The sequence below is a fragment of the Rhodococcus sp. Chr-9 genome, assembly GCF_000801125.1.
GTDB classification, from domain to species: domain Bacteria; phylum Actinomycetota; class Actinomycetes; order Mycobacteriales; family Mycobacteriaceae; genus Rhodococcus; species Rhodococcus pyridinivorans.
Map to the genome: position 1 here is coordinate 212,650 of NZ_JTIZ01000122.1, position 17,177 is coordinate 229,826.

Below are 17,177 nucleotides of genomic sequence, written 5' to 3' on the forward strand. Positions count from 1 at the left end.
CGTGGCAGAGCGGCTCGTTGGTCATCGTGGCATCACCTTTGCTGCGGACACGTCCTCCGACACCCTGACGGCGTGAGCCCGCCGGTGAGGTCGGACCACGCGGAGAACTGCACAGGCGAAGGCAGCAAAAGCGACAGCACAGACGACAATCATCCCGTCGCGATAGTCGGCGGGTGTGGCTACGACACCGACCGAAGTTCCCTGCGGGAGCCGGAGTGTCACGACCGCCAGCACAAGCGCTGAGCCCAACTGATAGCCGGTCTGGGCAACCGCGGCAGCCACGCCCTGGTCCCGATCGGGAACTCCGGAGGTGGCTTGCACATAAGCGCCGGTAAAACTCATCGGGAAAGCGAAACCGACAAGCACCACAGTGGGAAGGACGAGATCCCAGAACGAACCCCCACCGCCGATTCGCAGGAACAACAGGTACGCGACTGCATAGATGCCGAAACCGGTAGCGATGACGAGGCGGGTTCCCACAGCGCTGATCAATACGCCGACCTTAGGTCCGATGATTGCCACCAGGACACTCAACGGGAGGAACCCAAGCGCCATCTGCAGCGGTGACCAGTGCAGGTTCTGCTGCAGATATAGCGCACTGAGGAACTGAAAGCTTGTGTAGGTTCCCATGATTGCAGCGCTGAACAGAGCGGCGGAGAGCAAGTCCCCCCCGCGGAACAGGTGCCGGGGGAACAGAGGTGCGACGCTACGCCGTTCCGTGTATGCGAACCCTGCGGCGAGAACGAGCACACCGGTTGCCAGGGCGAGTGTCGACGTCGAGGTCCAGCCTGCTTGTGGCGCTTCAACCACGGTGTAGACAAGCAGCAGCATCGTCGCAGTAAGAGCGAGCGATCCGGGCAGGTTCAATGTTCTCCGCTCGGTGCGGATTGGTCGATCAGGGGGGACGAAGGTCACTGCGCCGGCCCAGACTACAGCGGCCATCACCACTGACAGCGCGAATACCCAGCGCCACCCGACACTGCTGAGCAGGCCGCCACCGAGAAGGCCGGCCGAGAAGCCGACGGCTCCGCAGGCCGTGTAGATGCCGACGGCACGATTTCGGGCTGGTCCTTCAGGGAAAGTCGTGGTGATGATCGCGAGCCCGGCTGGTGCGGTCAGCGCTGCGCCCACACCCATACCGAACCGGGCAACGATGATCAACTCGACGGTGGTAGCGAACGTTCCGAGCAGAGATCCAGCAAGCAGGATCGCCACGCCGACGAGCAGGACCACACGGCGGCCGATCGCATCGGCGAGCCTGCCGGCGAACAGCAGCAGACCGCCGAAGCTGAGAACGTAGGCGCTGACGGTCCACTGCACGGCGCTGGCTGATGTCGCAAACTCGGATTGTATCGACGGTACAGCCACACCGATCATGGCGCTGTCGAGGCCATCGAGGAACAACGCACCACACACCACGACGAGGACTGCCCATAAACGTATGTCCCAGCCGGACTCGCTTGGTTCGATGGTCCCGGATGACGCGGTCGGTTCCGAATCGTTCATGCGCGGCCTCCGGCCGTGAGGAGATCCAATCGAGGACCGCACACGGCTCGGGCCAGAACCTTCAAGCCGCGGTCGAGATCTACGGGAGGCCGAGCGATGGCGACACGCAGATACCCGGGCCGATCGAACACCTCCCCGGGGATGACGAGTACACCCTCATCAAGCGCCCGTCGGGCCACGGCGAGACTGTCGAGGGACTTGTCGATCCGAAGCCACGCGAATGGCAGATCGTCCCGAGCATTGACGATGCTGACCTGCGGGAGCACAGACGCCCATTCCTGCAGAGTGCGAGCACCACTTCGACAGAGGGTGCGGGCTCGGGCGAGAAACCGGTCGCCGTCGCGCAGGACGGCCGTCGCGATGGACTCGCACAGTACCGAGTTGGAGATGGTGGTCAGGTGCTTCCGCTGCGTACAGCGGTCGACCAGGTCAGCAGTGGCGATACACCAACCGATACGAAGCCCCGGCAGACCGTGCAGCTTCGACAACCCGCTGATGACGGCAACGCAGTCGGAGATCCCCGCCGCCGACATATCGGGATCGCAAACATACTCCTCGTCGACCACGAGCACGGCGTCGTAGGCATCGGCGATGTCGGCGACCGCTTCGATGAAGTCGCGGGACGCGGTCCAACCGGTCGGGTTCTCCGGTGTGGCGACGACGATGACCTTCGTTCGCCAGGTCACGGCCTCCGCGACCGCAGCCAGCAGAGTGTGCTCACACGGATCGAGTGCGACCGTCACAACCGAGAGCCCGACCTCGGCCGGATAATAGGTGTGCTGGCTCCAGCCCGACCCGATCACTACCGCTTCGCTGCGATCGGTGATTTCGAGGCTGCGGACCAGAAGGGAGAATGCCTCTTGGGCACCGTGGCAGACAAGAACGTCTGCCGGGTCGACATTGTGGTAGCGCGCAGCGATAGCTGCACGCAGTTCGGGCAGCCCGGCCTGGTGACCATATCCGAGTGGCACGGTGGTGATCTCGGCGAAGCCCGGGACAGTGGTAATGTCCGCGAGTTCGACGTTGCTGTCACCAAGATCGAGGGTGTAACGACCGTAGCTCTCGACGAAGATCCATTGCTGCATCGTCAGTGTCATGCTGGTGTGATCCTTCGTTGGACGATAGCGAGGTCCTTCCGGACACCTTCGAGGTCCGCCACCCCCGTGCACATGCCGACGCGATCGAAACCGAATCTGGCGAACAACTGGACGCTCGCAGCGTTGTCGGCGAACATGCTGGTGACGACCGTGCGGATGCCTAGGCGAGGAGCGTCGTCCAGGAAGGTGCGTAGCAACGTCGATCCGATCCCGCGACCTTGGAAGGCCGGATCGAGATAGACGCCGCAGTCTGCGGTGACGCGGTAACCGGGACGATCGTTCCAAAAATCGGATACGGACAGATATCCGGTGACCGTGCCATCGTCGACAGCCACATAAATAGGTCGGGACCCGAAATCTCTTCCGGAGAACCATCCTTCGATATCGTGCACGCCACGCGACTCGAGGTCACACGTACTGGCACGCGATTCGATTGCGTGATTGTAGATCTCGCATATGCGCTGCGCGTCGGCGACTGTGGCGTGACGGACAGTCAGTGTGGTCATAATGCAGCTACCGCCTTCGGGGAGGGGGGTCGGACGGTGCCCGCGAACACATGGTGCGCTCGTCCGGTCTGCCAAATTTGTGTGCCGCGCCGATCGACGGTGAGCTGGCCACCGGGCATCCGAACGGTCACCGGGGCGGTGGTCGAACCGCGCGACAGTGCGGCCGCCGCGGCGGCGCACGCGCTGCTACCCGAGGCGAGAGTACGGCCGGATCCACGCTCCCAGATGTCGATGTCCATCCCGGCTGCGTCGATCCGTGCGACGAACTGGACGTTGGTGCCGGAGGCGAACAGAGGATGAGTGGCGATCTGCGGTCCGAGGGTGTTCTGGATATGGGGCTCGACCGGGGTGAACACGACCGTATGTGGATTTCCGACGGACAATGCGGTCACGTCGAGAGCGCCGGCGGAAGTATCGAGCACGAACCGCTGTGGATCGATCGAGGGGTCGGTCAGCCCGATCGCGTGGGGCTCGAACACCGCCGGTCCCATTGCCACAGTGAGCGTGCCATCGTTGTTGACCTCGACCGGGGACGTTCCGGCGAGGCAGTCGATCTCGAATCGATCGCGATCGACTGCGCCGATATCGAGCAGCCACTGAGCATAGATGCGCAATCCGTTGCCGCTGCGCTCGCATTCGCTGCCGTCGGAATTGAAGATGCGCACTCGGAACGGCCCGCTCGCCAGGGACGGGCAGTGGACGAGAATACCGTCGGCGCCCACACCGAATCGGCGATCGCACAGCCTGACGATCTGCTGTACGTCCAAGGTCGTGCCGAAGTGACCGCCGTCGAAGACGAGGTAGTCGTTGCCCAGCGCGGTGTACTTCGTGAAAGGGAGATGCTCAGTGCTGGTCATCGATACCGAGCCCTTCCGGGTAGCCGAACATGATGTTCAGATTCTGAATTGCGGCCAGCGACGCGCCCTTGCCGAGGTTGTCCAGGTGGCACACCAAGGTCAGGTCGGTGCCGTCGTCGAAGCAGTAGACGGCAGCGTTATTGGTGCCCACAACGTCGTCGACCATGAGCAGGCCGTTCGGGTCATCCGGTTGCGCGGTGCGCACCTGGACGAATTGCTCGTCCGCATAGGACTGTTCGTACTGCTTCAGGACGGCGACGGCGTCGGTCTCGTCGGTCAGGGCTTCGCGACCGAGGGTGATCGTCACCGACATCCCGCGTTCGAAGGCACCGACGGACGGTACGAACTGTGGCTTGCGGCCGAGTGGGCTGTGTCTCACGATCTCGCGCACGTGCTTGTGCTCGTGGTCGTGGGTGTAGCTGCCGGTGCGCAAGGTCTCGCCGGCGCGTTCGAAGCGCTGCAGCATCGCGCGACCGCCTCCGCTGTAGCCGGAGATTCCGAAGATGGGAACGTGCGCATTCCGGCGGAGGAGACCGGCGCGCGAGAGCGGGTTGAGCAACAGGAGCGCCCCAGTGGCGTAGCACCCGGGGTTGGCTACCCGCCACGCACCACTGATCCGATGTCGCTGGGCACCGCGGTCCAGTTCGGGCAGCCCGTATGCCCAACCGTCCGACACCCGGTGTGCACTGCTGGCGTCGAGCACGCGCACACCCAGTTCGTCTGCCAGAGCAGCGGATTCCATCGCAGCGGCGTCGGGAAGGCACAGCACCGCACATTCGGCCTCGGCGAGGAGAGCGCGCTTGGCGGCGAGATCCTTTCGATCGTCGTCCGACAAGTGCAGGATTTCGAACTCGGGGTGATGGCGTCGCAGCAGGTCTTCGATCAGAAGACCTGTGGTGCCGGCTGCCCCGTCGAGGAACAAGGAGATGCTCATAAGTGATGTCCTCGCCGGCCGATCACATCCGGCCCGGGACAACGTGCGGTTCGAGCACGGCCGTGTCGTGCTCGTCGCCGTACCACCGTTCGTCCCACCGTGAGTAGGCAACGATGAGGATGTCCCGGGTGCCGCGGACATCGGTGGCCGCCTGGATGTCGGTCACATCATGCAGGACCGCCCGATCGTCGAGCAGTAACGTTTGACCGGGGGTCATCGTGTGTTCCCATAGCGGCTGTCCGGCCTCCTCGTCACTCCACACCCGAGTGCAGCCGCCGGTGACGTTCGAACGGGCGAACGCGCTGATGGTGACGAACTCGTGACCGTCCTTGTGCCGGCCTTCCGGAGTCAGCTGGCCGGAGCGCCGGGGTTCGGCGATGCTCCGGTTCTGGTGCACGTTGATCTGCCAGGCGGTCGTGCGGTCGAGGCCGAGCTGGTCCGCCAGTTCGGTGACGATCCCGCTGAAGTCCACCTCGAGCGGCTCGTACGGGCGCTTGAATCCGCCACCGACCGGGTTGAACTCCTTTGGCGCGGTGTAGGCGCGTGCCGGCAGCAACTCGGTGCCCCAACCATCGCTATCGTGGACGAGCTTGAACTGGGAAAACCGCTTGTATCGGGTGCCGTTGCCCATGAACGGATCGTGCGGACAGTTCTCATAGGAGATCAGTTGCTCGGCGGTGGCGAACAAGCCGTCCACGAGTGCGTAGCCGCGCTGTGCGAGATCTGTGTTCATCGGGCACTTCCGTAGGTCAGGGTCTGCAGGGTGGAGTCGAGGTAGCGCTGCGACGAGTTGAGGCGCGCCACGGCGCCCCAATAGATCTCGGGTGCCACCTCGGGACGTTCCTCGACCAAGGGAATGATGACGTTCTTGAAGAACCCCGACGCATGGCGCGCATCGATGCCGATGTGCTCGCGGTGGTACTCGATTCCCTCGACGGAGAGCGCGTTACGCCGCCACGCCTCGAGCAGCTGCGCGCACCGGCGCGGAAACAGGAATTCGGTCACGGCGAAGCTGCCCACGGCACGGAAGATCAAAGGCCTGCGCAATGCCAGCATGGCTGAGAGGTTCCCGCATACCATGGCGTCGACACTGAGATTCTCGCGGATGAAGTCGTCGGTGGCACCGACCTCGTTGAGAGCGTTCTGGAACATCACGGTGTGCACGCGCGGTTCGGTACCGTTTCCCATCTCGTCCCAGTAGTTTCCGGCCAGTTCGAGTTTCGGGCGTACGGACATCCCGATTTGCATCAGAGCGATGAAGTCGTCGAACCGCGGATCCAGCGCCGACTCCTGCGCAAGGTAGTAGGCGATGTCGCCGATTTCAGCACTGTCGGGCAGGAATTCGATGTAGAACGGGTGCCGGTTCGCTGGGTGCTCGCGAACGATCGATTTCAGACTGCGCACGAATTCGAGCCCGCCCCCGGACGTTGACGGGCATGCGGCGTGGTCGATGAATCGGTCCTCGTATGAGAGCATGCGCTCTTCGATCTGCAACGCACAGTGCAGGTCGGAACGCAAGGTGTCCAAGCCGGTCCGGGGCACGGAAGAAGGAATTTCGAACGAACGCGCATGAACGTCCGCAAGGCGCTGCTGAACCCGCAGCAAGGCGTCACTGTCGCCATACGTGTATGCGCGGTCGAGGAGTTCGGGCAGGTCGTTGATTTCGGCGGGCTGCTCGAGCAGGCCAGAAGAGAGTGATGCCATGAGATCTCCGAAGGTCGCTAAGGGATCAGCCGAGAACAGCAGTGGACATGGAGCTGGAAACGAATTGCATTGCACGAAGATCGAACTCGTACATCTCGGGAACGGGACGGAACTGGGACGGCAGTCCGAGGATTGCGCACACGGCCTGCATCGACCCCCACGAGGTGGCCAGCAGGCACGAGGCGCTCACTGAGGCGACCTTGTGGTTCTCGAAGTCGAGATTCGGATCGTCGAGATAGGCGCGATGCAAGGCGTTCGGAGCGAGTGTGTTTCCGAAGTTCTCGAGGTTCTGCTGCTCGTCGTTCGAATCGGACTGGTGGAACAGGACGTCGAAGTCGATTCGATCGTTCTCGTGATAGTTGAAGTAGTGCCCCGTCACGCCGTACGCGACCGGGCAGCACAACACGGTGGGCACCTTGTGAATGAGAGCCTGACGGTGCAGCATCCGACGCTCGTTCATGGCGAAGAAGTCGATGGTGTCGCAGAGCGCCGAGGCGCCGGCGACGAAGTCGGAGACATTGTCCTCGTCGATGTCCGGGAACCGCGTGACGGTGATCTCCGGATTGATCGAGCGCAAGCGCTCTTCCAGCACCTCGGACTTCAGACGTCCGACGGTGTCCACTGTCGCACCGAATTGGCGATTCATGTTCTCCGGCCCGAAACGGTCCGTATCCGAGAGGCGGAAGTTGCCGATGCCCATCCGTGCGAGGCACTCCGCATACGTGTATCCTGTTCCGCCGCAACCGGGTATCGCCACTGTGGCCTTGCCCAGTGCGCGCAGCTGTTCCTCTGTAACCAACCCCAGCATGCGCCCGAACAGCACTTCCCGTGGATACACATTTCCCCCTCTGATCACGTCGAAGGCAAAGAACCCGGCATCGACCAAACCTGCGTCGAGACGTGCACGAGCAGGCGGAACAGATGCTGTGGTGATGGCCCTCGGATATCGAAAAGAAACCATCCGAGCGGTTTCTTTCGGGCAACTATAGCGCCCGATCGGGGCTTCGCAAGTCCAACAAAACGGATCGCTAGGCTCGGGCTTTCGCCCTCAGTTGTAGTTGGTGACTCGTCACGGATCGCTGACCGGATAACCCACCGGACTCAAGGTGAGGCGCCCGACAGGCTGTTTCCGAGACAAAGGCGCACCCACCAGATGACGGATGCAGAACAGTGTCGCGAGTCGCTCTTCCACTCTGATCCGCCGACTGAACGCGTCCGGGATCACGACACAGAACACCTTCCCGCGCGCGTCGTATGTTCGGTGGGGGAACCACCTGGCACGAAGCGCTCAGGGGACTGCTGCTGACCTACAACTCGTTCGGTCGCAACCGAGCTGCACGTGACACCCATAGCCATGGTTGGGTCGGCGGGCATGCGGCGGTGGCTGTAGGCACCGCGAGGGGCGACGTGGATCTCCCGGATCAAACCGGGCGGCTAATGCCGGTGCAACTCGGCTGCCGACGCGGGCCGCCACCTGGATCGACAGGGGCCCCGCTGGGATACTCCGAGCGCTCTGCAGCATATGTCGAGGGGAGTCCCGACGTCGGTCGATGAGCGGGTCGATGCGGAGAGCTAGGTGTGTCCCTGGCCCAGGAAACTCGATGCCTGTCGAATGATCGTCAGTTCGGTTCGAGTTCCGAGGTTCGCTTGCGTACAGCCCGTACCTAGGCATTACAGGCGGTCGGACCCACTCACGATTCCATTCGTCTTTCGCGGACGTTTCTGCCCTAACCGCCGTGACCTCCCTGAAGGTCACAGCGCCGTCCGCACTGTGGTCTGCCATGAGGATGGGACCAGTGTGAGCTGATTCTGCCAGGGTGATGGGACCACCTGGATTGCCAGTTATGGGACCACCGGCGCGCCTTGCCGGTGGTCTCGTCATTTGCTCGTTCGATCGTCTGTGACAGCTCAATCGAGGTCACGGAGGTTCGACGGGCATGGCTTTTCGGGAGATCAGTGTGAACGAGATCAGAGAAGTACTGCGATTGTGGCTCGGGACGGCCGCTCTGCCGGCGCCTGGGCTGCGCACGATCGCAGGGCATGCCGGGGTGGACCGCAAAACCGTCCGACGCTACGTCGCGCCGCCCAGGTTGCCGGGTTGACGAGGGGCGGCACTGCAGCCGACATCGACGACGAGTTGATCGCTGCGGTCGTCGATACCGTGCGGCCCGACCGGCCTCGCGGCCACGGGGCGGCGTGGGAACAGTTGCTTGCGCATGAGGAGCAGATCACCAGGTGGGTGGCAGGAGACGATGGTCGGAAGCCACTGACGATCACCAAAATCGAAGTGCTCCTCGCCCGTCAAGGCTGTGTGGTGCCCTATCGGACGCTGCACCGCTTCGCTACCGAGCGGTGCGGATTCGGCCGCAAGGACCTCACCGTTCGGGTCGTCGACGGAGATCCGGGTGTCGAATGCCAAGTCGACTTCGGGTATCTGGGGATGCTCACCGACCCCGAAGACGGTCGGGCCCGGAAAGTTCATGCCCTGATCGTCACCGCCGTGTACAGCCGGCACATGTTCGTGTGGCTGACCTACTCGCAGACGCTGGCGGCGGTGATCGCCGGATGCGAGGCGGCATGGACGCTCTTCGGCGGGGCCTTCGCGGTCTTGATCCCGGACAACCTCAAACCCGTCGTCACGACCGCGGCGGACCCGATCACCCCGCGTTTCAGCGAGGGGTGGCTCGNCCACGTGGGATTCATCACCGATCCTGCCCGGGTGCGGTCACCGAAGGACAAACCCCGTGTCGAACGCATCGTGCAGTACGTGCGCGGAAACTTCTTGGCCGGTGAACACTTCACTGATCTTGCCGAAGCTCAAGAGTCCGTTGTCCGCTGGTGCATCCACACTGCGGGCATGCGTATCCACGGCACCACCTGTGCACGGCCGCTGGAGGTCTTCGGCACCGCCGAACGACCCATGTTGTTGCCGATGCCGGCGGTCTACGATGTGCCAGTCTTCAAGGACGTGAAAGTGCACCGTGATCTCCACGCAGAAATCAGGCGGGCGTTGTATTCGTTGCCGCACCAGTGGATCGGATCGACGCTGTCGGTGCGCGCCGACACTGAACTGGTGAAGTTCTATCACCGCGGGACCCTGGTGAAGATCCACCCCCGCACCCCACCTGGTGGCCGGAGCACCGACCGTGCTGACCTGCCCGAACACAAGTCCGACTACGCGCTGCGTGATGTCACCTCCCTGATCGCGAAGTGCACCGCGCACGGGCCGAACATCGGCATCTACGCCGAACGCATCCTCGACGATCCGCTGCCGTGGACGAGGATCCGCAGCGTCTACCGTCTGCAAGGACTGGTCCGCCGCTACGGAGCCGAACGGGTCGAGCAGGCCTGCACCCTGTCGCTCGACCTCGACGTCGTCTCGGTCACCAAGATCGCCTCGATGCTCGAGCGCGCCACCGAAAAGACCTCGCCGGATCTTCCGAAAGCATTCGGACACACTGCATCACGATTCTCACGTGATCCTTCCGAACTCAACACTGCCGCAAATGCACCTGCACTGTCAGTCGTCGGCGACAATGCCGAGAATGCGGAGACCCACTAACGAACGCCAATGCTCGCACCATAGCCACCGAACCTGTCGGCACCGACATGATCCGCCTGCTCAAAGCCCTCCAACTCGGGGCGTTGGCCGACACACTGCCCGAACGCGCCGCTCTGGCCCGTCAACACAAGCTCAGCCACATCGGGTTCCTCGAAGTGCTCCTCGCCGACGAGGTGAACCGGCGTGAATCACGTTCGGCGACAATGCGAGCCACCAAAGCAGGACTCGATCCGGCGATGGTGTTCGATACCTGGAATGCACTCGACGATCTGCGCTACGACCGGACACTCCTCGGGGATCTGACCTCGTTGCGGTTCCTCGACAACCAGCAGTGCGCGATCGTCCTCGGCCCGGTCGGGGTCGGCAAGACTCACCTGGCGACCGCATTAGGGCACATGGCGATTCGTTGGCGGCACAGCGTTCTGTTCGCACGCTCGACAAGCTGTTCACCCGGCTCCGCGCAGCCCGATTGGATGACACCGTCGACGCCGAGATCCGCCGGTTGACCGCGATCGACGTCCTCATCATCGACGACTTCGCGCTGCGACCGCTCGACGCCACCGAAACCAACGACTTCTACGAACTCATCGTCGAACGACACAAGAAGAAGACCACGATCGTGACATCCAATCGGGAGCCGTCGGAGTGGCTGACGATGACCGCAGACACCCTTCTTGCCCAATCCGCAATCGACCGGCTGACCTCCAGCGCCCACACCCTCGTCGTCGAAGGGCCGTCCTATCGTCAACGCACCCGGCCCGGAACAGTTGACGCCGGCATCGACAACGCGCATCCTCAATAGCGCGCCATGGTGGTCCCTACCCTCTGGCAATCAGGTCGTCCCATCAACCTGGCAAGCGACATCGATTGCCTCGAATCACTTCACGCAGCCCTGGACCAGCGCTATCCGGGTCTTCCTGGCGACACCCTTCTCGACATCGTGAAATTCAATCTCCCAGCTGCTCCGCCGGAAGCGGACGCCGAGGTTCCATCAGTAGCGAACACCCCTACCAGACCTCACGGACTTCGTGAGATGTGGAGGGACCGCTTCGTGCGGGCCGACCGCAGTTACACCTGCGATTGCAGCACCGGCCGTTGCATCGGACCAAATAGTTCCCCGGTGGCGATGTCGTCCACCCCACCGCAGGGCGGCATGTCATCAGTGCAGCGCGGGGACATGCCGTCGGGCCAGGTCAACGCGTATGTCTCCGGTCCGCTCCGGAATCCGGTTCAGGCATCGGGGTGATCGCCGTGTGCGGTGCGCTCGGTGGCGCCGGCACCTGCTGTGACCGCTGAGACGGCCGCAGGCTCGAAGGACAGGATCGCCAGGCCCGAAATCTTGAGTCGTGGACACGGACCTCGTGGTGCCGGGCTCGGCGTCGGGGTGGGCCAGATCGCGCACCCGCACATCGAGGAAGCGGGCCAGCGCGACGGTCTGCTCCCAACTCGGATATTCGATGCCCGCCTCCCAGCGGTCGACCGCCGGCTCTTCGGCCAGACACGCGGCATCGACCTCGGGACCGAAGTGGCCTCCCAGTGACATCTGCGGCAATCGAGTACGCGTGGCCCGTTCCATGAGAACCGACCGCACAAGTGGCACAGGGAACATTTCTTGAACCTGCCCGGAGGTACACCGGGCACCATCGAGGTCGGGTTGGTGGCCCCGCCTGTCGCTCCGGGACAACGATAAAACGTTGTATGTGCAAGTGCCGTATGTGCAAGCGCTTCCCGAAATCGATCGTCCATTGACAGATTGCCGAATCGATGATGGAGCTCAGCTCGGCTGCATCGCCGGCTGCGGTGCTGCTACTCGCTGCTCTCGAATGAGCCAGGTCAGGACGGTTGACACGAGCAGGACCGCAGCGCCGCTGAGGAAAGAGATGCCATAACTGCCGGTGGCATCATGGAGCACGCCACCCATCAGCACACCGAGCGCAGCGAACAGTTGATGGATCAGCCAGGTCGAGCCGAGAATCCCGCCCATGGCGGTGCCACCGAAGCGATCCGCGATCAATCCTGTGGTCAGCGGGATCACGGGGAACGAGGACAGCCCGAAAAGGACGACGGCAACGGTGAGGAGCTGTCCGGTGCCGGCGAAAGCCAACACGAGGAAGCTCACGATGCGTACGAGATGCAATGCCAGCAGGGGGCGGCGCTTGCCCCACCGTTTGGCGGCCCATTGACCGGTAGCCCACATCGAGGCAGCACTGCACACTGCGACGAGCGCCATCAGCCATCCGGCGGCAGAGGTCCCGAGCCCCAGCTCCACCGCGAGTTTCGGCATGTGGGTGGTGAACATGTAGAGCGAATAACCGCATCCCGCGAAGCTGAGGCCGATCAGCCAGAACTGAGGATCTTTCAGTGCTTGATGAAGGCTGGTTGCAGCGAGCGTCGGAACGGGGGTTCTCTCCGTTTCCAGTCCCACATCGCCGGGGTCATTCCGGGCGCCGAACCAGGTGACCGGAACGACGATGGCGAGCATCACACAGCCGAGGATCGCGAAGGCGGTTTGCCATCCGAACGTGGGGATCAGGACTCCTGCGAGCGGAAGTAGCAGTAGTTGGCCGGCGTTGATGCCCATCGAGCTGATCGCCAGTGCCTGGGGGCGCCGGCGTACGTGCCATCGCGTCACCAGGACCGATGCGGGCATCGAGCTGCAGCCGGCGAATCCGATCGCGACGATGATTCCGAAGAGCAGGACGAACTGCCAGAACTCGGTGATGGCCGCGAGAAGAAGGTAAGCCAGGCCCATCAGCGCGGCGCTGGCGGTCATCACCGTTCGTGGACCCGACCGGTCGATGAGCCGGCCCATGACCGGCTGGGCCAGCCCCCACATGAGGGTGCTCGCTGCGACGGTGCCGCTCGTGGCTGCGAGTGACCACCCGAAGTGCCCCATCAAGGGCGGGATGAATTGGCCGATTGCCAGATTCAGTCCGAAGGCGCCGGTCAGCGATATGAACGCCACTGCGGTGATGCGTGTGCCCCAGCGGCTGTGCAGTACGGACCTGTCCATGAATCCCCCCTAAGCTAATGGATGTGTATTGCTTGGCCGTTAGTTAGGTATCGCAGCACGAGATCTAACGCAAGTCAAACGGGGATACCATTAGTTCTATGACGCGACAGCCCCATCCCTCCCCGACTGCACCTCTGAGCGGAGAACCCCTCGCCCTGGAATTGGTGAACACCACCTACATCGACGGAGGACTCCGGGGGCATCGTGTCGACGCACTGACCACCACGGACCAGCTCACCGCCTGGGCGAGCGAACATGCCGGTCAGTTCAGTGATGAACTACCCGCGGTTCTCGTGGAACGAGCCTGCACCCCGCGCACCCACGAACAGTTCCTCTCGCTGCGCGAGGCGCTACGCAGCTGCCTGCAGTCCGTTGTCGAGCACGCAGTACCCAACGGCGAGTCCCTCGCGGTCATCAACGGATTCAGCCGCTACAGCGCATCTCGCCTGGAAATCTCACCCGGGAACCCTGTAGTGGTGACGCGGCGGTGGCAGGTCGACGATCCGTGGTTGATCGCGCTCGGCGAAGTCGCGTCCGACGCGTGCCGACTGCTGATGCCGGATCTGATCGGCCAGGTGCGGGCATGCCCCGCGCCGGGATGCATCCTCTTCTTCGTCAAGTCCCATCCTCGGCGAGAGTGGTGCTCACCGGTGTGCGGGAACCGCGCCAGGGTCGCACGGCATGCCCGTGCCGGTAGGACGGCGCCAGGGACGGCCTGACTTTCTCGTCGCCAGTCTCGCGCCAGCGACAACTCCGGCCAGCGGCACCATCAGGTCTACCGACCCACCCCGGACCACAGCTCGCCGGCACCGCGATGCGTCAGCAGGGCGTGTTCACCATCGCGGGGAGTCGTCAATGGTTCAAGGACGGCCCCGGCTGGTCTTACAGGACCGACCCGCCGGTGCGCCGGCGGATGTCACCGCGCCTGCGGTGCGAGGAATGTGTCATCTGCGCAGCTCACGCGTAGGTGTTCGATGCCACGCAGCGGGTCGGTCGGGGCTGTGACTGTGTTGGTGGGCACGCCGGTAGGTGTAGGTGCGGGTGGTCAGCAGGATCGCCGAGCTCAGCAGGATCGATAGTTTCGCGGTCCAGGACGAGGCGCAGGCGAGCGCGGGCGCGGGCGCGGGCGCGGGCGCGCCGAGCATCAATGCGCCGCAGGCTTGGGACGGCGAGCGCGGCGATCTCGGGGGGCGGGTTCGGTGGCGGTGCGGGTTCCCAGGAATCCGGCCAGCAGCTACCAGCGCTCCGAGCATCAGCACGACGGTTACGATCACGGGGCCTCCTGGCAGATAGGGATCAGCGGCGGGTGTGCCGGGGCTGCTGGTACTCGGCGAGGACGAGCGTCACGGCGTCGTCACCGGTGTTCTCACTGCGCAGCCGACGGCAGGCGACGACGCTGCCGAGTGCGGGGCGGTGGCATCCGTCGCCGCAGCGCTACGCCGAGATCGCTTTGGACCTGATGGGAGAACGGCTATTACGAGACCGGTCTGGAGTGGGACGCGCGGCGGGCCCGCGTACAGGCTGCCGCCGACGGCGCTGCGAGCATCCAGGAGTTGCATGGCCCGTTGGCGGCGGCGGTGAAAGTGGCCGGTGGGAAGCACTCGGTCTTCCTCGATCCGGCGAAAGCGGCCCGGTCGTCCTCGGCTGCCACCGCCGAGCTTTCCGAACCTACGGTCACCACAGTGGACAGCATCACCACCGTGACGATTCCTGCCTTGGGTGCGGTGTCGGACGAGTTGCAGCAGCGCTACGCCGACGCCGCGGCGGTCGGCATTCTCGGCGCGGCGGATCGGACCTGCGGGTGGATTGTCGATCTGCGCGGCAACACCGGCGGCACGATGTACCCGATGTTGTCCGGCCTGACCCCGCTGCTACCGAACGGGACCGCGATGACCTTTCGCACCCGCGCGGGCGAGGACATGCCAGTGACCATCTTCGACGACGGTGCCGGGATGGGCGGGACCGTCATCTCGGTCGGTGCTGTCGCGAAGATCGCCGATCAGCCTGTTGTGGTGCTCCAGGACGGTGACACGGTCTCGAGTGGTGAGGCGGTGCTCACGGCGTTCCGTGGTCTCGACAACGCCCGGTCGTTCGGGGCGGACAGCGCGGGATACACGTCAGCGAATTCGGTGCACCCGCTCTACGACGGAGCACTGTTGGTTCTCACCGAGAGTACGTATGTCGACCGCGACGGCGTCAATCTCGCTGAGGAACCCGTCGCTGCCGATCACCGCACCTCCAGCGACGGCGCGGAGGTGGCCGCACTGGAATGGTTGCGCGATCACGGATGCAACTGAGCAACGACACCGCTTCGACCGCGTCGGAGGGGCCCGTGCCGTCGGGGCAGTTCAGCGCACATTCGACCAATCACGAGTGTCACACCCACGTCGATCGAGACACGGCGTGGAATCCGTAGGGGCTGATCGCGATGACACATTTCATGTTCAGAGTCGTTGCCTTCCAGGCAGGTTCGTCGAGACGAGTCGGGATCGACATGAGCCATGTTTCCCACGGTGTCCCGGCTGATCGAGGAGGGCGCGGTGCAGCTGACGTAGTAGTTCCACAGTTCCTGCTCACTGAAGACGAATTTCACCGGTGGATCGACGGGCGTATCGTCCGTTGCGGTCAGTTGTAGTTGGCCGGCATCGTCGAGTCCCATCTGATAGCCGGCGCTGCCGCCACAACGAATCACGGACTCGAGGACGTCGTCCATACCGGGATCAGGCCCGTCCACGACAACCTTCTGCGGTCTATTACGGTTCGCTCCATCCCAGCCAGGCGATGTCCGACGGTCGCGCCGGCGATCGCAATGTCGATCCGGGTCTCCGCCGACGGCCGCTTCCCTGCGCAGTGGTCCTCGATCCGCCGCGACCGACGCCGGATCGTCCCGCGCGGCCGCGGGACGGCCCTCGACGCCGTGACCACCGCCGAGGTTGGGCTCGTTTCTGTGTCCGCCGGCGCGCTCTCCACCCGGGGGTGCGGGGGACGTGTCATCTACGCAGAGCGCAGCGCATCCCGTACTGGTTCGCGTTCGTGCTGTAGGCGTCCGTCGATGCAGCGGGTCCGACGGGTCAGCGGATTTCTTCGATCACGCTCGTACCCTTTCCGGGGCGGGATTCCCAGGCCCAGTTCTCTTCTACGCGTAGGCGACCGTCGGTGAGCACTTCGATCCGACTGTCGCAGACTCCACTCGCGGTAGTGCCGTCGACACTGAGGTGGGTGTAGCGAAAGTGCAGCCGTTCACCGTCACGTGTCCCGACGAGGAAACCCCGCACTATCTCTCCGCCGTCGTAGTCGGCCCAGATGACAGCGTTGTCCTGGTGGTACCGAAAACGTGTGGCGCTACTGACCTGTCCGGTGGGCGAGTTGCTGACACCGGTGAACACTCTGCCCTCGAGGTCGATGGTGGAGGACGAGGGGTGCGCAGCATCGGTAGTGGTCATCTCGGCACCATAGCCAAGACCCACCCAGCCGTGTTGACAAGCAGACCCGTGTGGAGCATCCGCCGATCGTGGTGGACAAGCACTTCCGGGCGATCATCCGGTCGGGTTCGTCTCGGATCGTGGTGTCGCCGCTTCGAGGTTGTCGAGCATCGTGGCCAGCGTCCGCAGGACGGTCTCGTAGTCCTCGGCGGAGACGCCGTCGGTCAGGGTCTGCGCGGTGCGCGCTTGCGTGCGGCTCATCTGCTCGAGCAGCTCGCGGCCCGCATCGGTGATTCGCATGGCGGTGGTGCCCGGGGCGACCGGATCGAGGTGCAGCCAGCCGTTGTCGGTCAAGGAGGCGAGCAGGCGGTCGATCCGGGCGGGGGTATAGAAGGCGGCGGCTTCTACGGAGAACTGTTCGAGGGTCAGCTCGGGGTCGTCCTGTGCGGTGCGCAGGGCCTGCCAGTGGCCGCGGCCGACGCCGTGTGCTTGGTGCAGGGTGTGGTCGACGTAGCGGTGCAGGGCGTTGTCGACGGATTTGATCAGGTAGCCGAGCGGCGGGGTGGTGTTCACGCG

At 63.9% G+C, this 17,177-nt stretch carries 14 protein-coding genes and 3 pseudogenes; 5 read left to right on the plus strand and 12 right to left on the minus strand.

Translation table 11 applies throughout. The features are described 5' to 3' along the window. Positions 1 to 21: 21 nt before the first annotated feature. The 8 genes from QR64_RS20070 to QR64_RS20105 are packed head-to-tail and all read right to left on the minus strand — an operon-like array spanning position 22 to position 7,442. Complete coding sequence (locus QR64_RS20070; protein WP_006551227.1) at positions 22 to 1,506, minus strand: MFS transporter; 1,485 nt, start codon at positions 1,504 to 1,506, stop codon at positions 22 to 24. Continuing rightward, positions 1,503 to 2,603, minus strand: a complete 1,101-nt coding sequence (locus QR64_RS20075) for a pyridoxal phosphate-dependent aminotransferase (RefSeq protein WP_019289092.1) — start codon at positions 2,601 to 2,603, stop codon at positions 1,503 to 1,505. The genes QR64_RS20070 and QR64_RS20075 overlap by 4 nt, the downstream gene beginning before the upstream one ends. Beyond that, complete coding sequence (locus QR64_RS20080; protein WP_006551229.1) at positions 2,600 to 3,109, minus strand: GNAT family N-acetyltransferase; 510 nt, start codon at positions 3,107 to 3,109, stop codon at positions 2,600 to 2,602. Before QR64_RS20080 ends, QR64_RS20075 begins: the two co-directional genes overlap by 4 nt. Continuing rightward, positions 3,106 to 3,966 carry a diaminopimelate epimerase gene (dapF, locus tag QR64_RS20085; RefSeq protein ID WP_006551230.1) on the minus strand — a complete coding sequence of 287 codons (861 nt, stop codon included), beginning with the start codon at positions 3,964 to 3,966 and terminating at the stop codon, positions 3,106 to 3,108. The genes QR64_RS20080 and dapF overlap by 4 nt, the downstream gene beginning before the upstream one ends. Further along, positions 3,953 to 4,900, minus strand: a complete 948-nt coding sequence (argC, locus tag QR64_RS20090; RefSeq protein WP_033096491.1) for an N-acetyl-gamma-glutamyl-phosphate reductase — start codon at positions 4,898 to 4,900, stop codon at positions 3,953 to 3,955. Before argC ends, dapF begins: the two co-directional genes overlap by 14 nt. A 22-nt stretch (positions 4,901 to 4,922) precedes the next feature. Next, on the minus strand, positions 4,923 to 5,633 hold the full coding sequence (locus QR64_RS20095; protein ID WP_006551232.1) for a 2OG-Fe dioxygenase family protein: 711 nt from the start codon (positions 5,631 to 5,633) through the stop codon (positions 4,923 to 4,925). After that, entirely contained in the window at positions 5,630 to 6,679 is a 1,050-nt protein-coding gene (locus QR64_RS20100; protein ID WP_235367260.1) for an iron-containing redox enzyme family protein, read from the minus strand. Before QR64_RS20100 ends, QR64_RS20095 begins: the two co-directional genes overlap by 4 nt. Continuing rightward, complete coding sequence (locus tag QR64_RS20105) at positions 6,630 to 7,442, minus strand: ThiF family adenylyltransferase (RefSeq protein ID WP_198162495.1); 813 nt, start codon at positions 7,440 to 7,442, stop codon at positions 6,630 to 6,632. The genes QR64_RS20100 and QR64_RS20105 overlap by 50 nt, the downstream gene beginning before the upstream one ends. Before the next feature lie 1,099 nt (positions 7,443 to 8,541). Here QR64_RS20105 and QR64_RS28285 point away from each other — a divergent pair. From QR64_RS28285 to istB, 3 pseudogenes are all read left to right on the plus strand, one after another. After that, positions 8,542 to 9,291: pseudogene (locus QR64_RS28285) on the plus strand (IS21 family transposase); the annotation flags it as partial. 1 nt (position 9,292) lies between these two features. Further along, positions 9,293 to 10,166, plus strand: a pseudogene (locus QR64_RS28290) (Mu transposase domain-containing protein); the annotation flags it as partial. 47 nt (positions 10,167 to 10,213) lie between these two features. After that, positions 10,214 to 10,968 (plus strand): annotated as a pseudogene (istB, locus tag QR64_RS20115) (IS21-like element helper ATPase IstB). A gap of 972 nt (positions 10,969 to 11,940) precedes the next feature. Here the strand turns inward: istB and QR64_RS20120 are convergent. Beyond that, entirely contained in the window at positions 11,941 to 13,179 is a 1,239-nt protein-coding gene (locus QR64_RS20120) for an MFS transporter (RefSeq protein ID WP_039586943.1), read from the minus strand. 98 nt (positions 13,180 to 13,277) lie between these two features. On the opposite strand from QR64_RS20120, the gene QR64_RS20125 reads away from it, so the two are divergent. Next, a complete protein-coding gene (locus QR64_RS20125; protein WP_230826424.1) occupies positions 13,278 to 13,898 on the plus strand; it encodes a CGNR zinc finger domain-containing protein in 621 nt (206 codons plus the stop codon). Between the two features lie 963 nt (positions 13,899 to 14,861). Then, the gene (locus QR64_RS20135; RefSeq protein ID WP_200886522.1) at positions 14,862 to 15,476 is read left to right on the plus strand and encodes a S41 family peptidase; all 615 of its coding nucleotides are present in this window, start codon (positions 14,862 to 14,864) and stop codon (positions 15,474 to 15,476) included. Here the strand turns inward: QR64_RS20135 and QR64_RS26640 are convergent. From QR64_RS26640 to QR64_RS20150, 3 genes are all read right to left on the minus strand, one after another. Next, positions 15,461 to 15,892 (minus strand): hypothetical protein, encoded by a 432-nt coding sequence (locus QR64_RS26640; protein ID WP_152640983.1) that lies wholly within the window; start codon positions 15,890 to 15,892, stop codon positions 15,461 to 15,463. The genes QR64_RS20135 and QR64_RS26640 overlap by 16 nt on opposite strands. 358 nt (positions 15,893 to 16,250) lie before the next feature. Continuing rightward, entirely contained in the window at positions 16,251 to 16,622 is a 372-nt protein-coding gene (locus QR64_RS20145) for a hypothetical protein (protein ID WP_052227382.1), read from the minus strand. Between the two features lie 93 nt (positions 16,623 to 16,715). After that, positions 16,716 to 17,174: a MarR family winged helix-turn-helix transcriptional regulator gene (locus QR64_RS20150; RefSeq protein ID WP_033096494.1), complete on the minus strand. Its 459-nt coding sequence runs from the start codon at positions 17,172 to 17,174 to the stop codon at positions 16,716 to 16,718. Between the last annotated feature and the right edge of the window lie 3 nt (positions 17,175 to 17,177).

What these genes read in the sequence shown, in the direction of transcription:
- QR64_RS20145 (WP_052227382.1), bottom strand. Translation starts at nt 16,622, where the DNA reads ATGACCACTACCGATGCTGCGCACCCCTCGTCCTCCACCATCGACCTC.
- QR64_RS20070 (WP_006551227.1), bottom strand. Translation starts at nt 1,506, where the DNA reads ATGAACGATTCGGAACCGACCGCGTCATCCGGGACCATCGAACCAAGC.
- QR64_RS20075 (WP_019289092.1), bottom strand. Translation starts at nt 2,603, where the DNA reads ATGACACTGACGATGCAGCAATGGATCTTCGTCGAGAGCTACGGTCGT.
- argC (WP_033096491.1), bottom strand. Translation starts at nt 4,900, where the DNA reads ATGAGCATCTCCTTGTTCCTCGACGGGGCAGCCGGCACCACAGGTCTT.
- dapF (WP_006551230.1), bottom strand. Translation starts at nt 3,966, where the DNA reads ATGACCAGCACTGAGCATCTCCCTTTCACGAAGTACACCGCGCTGGGC.
- QR64_RS26640 (WP_152640983.1), bottom strand. Translation starts at nt 15,892, where the DNA reads ATGGACGACGTCCTCGAGTCCGTGATTCGTTGTGGCGGCAGCGCCGGC.
- QR64_RS20080 (WP_006551229.1), bottom strand. Translation starts at nt 3,109, where the DNA reads ATGACCACACTGACTGTCCGTCACGCCACAGTCGCCGACGCGCAGCGC.
- QR64_RS20095 (WP_006551232.1), bottom strand. Translation starts at nt 5,633, where the DNA reads ATGAACACAGATCTCGCACAGCGCGGCTACGCACTCGTGGACGGCTTG.
- QR64_RS20125 (WP_230826424.1), top strand. Translation starts at nt 13,278, where the DNA reads ATGACGCGACAGCCCCATCCCTCCCCGACTGCACCTCTGAGCGGAGAA.
- QR64_RS20120 (WP_039586943.1), bottom strand. Translation starts at nt 13,179, where the DNA reads ATGGACAGGTCCGTACTGCACAGCCGCTGGGGCACACGCATCACCGCA.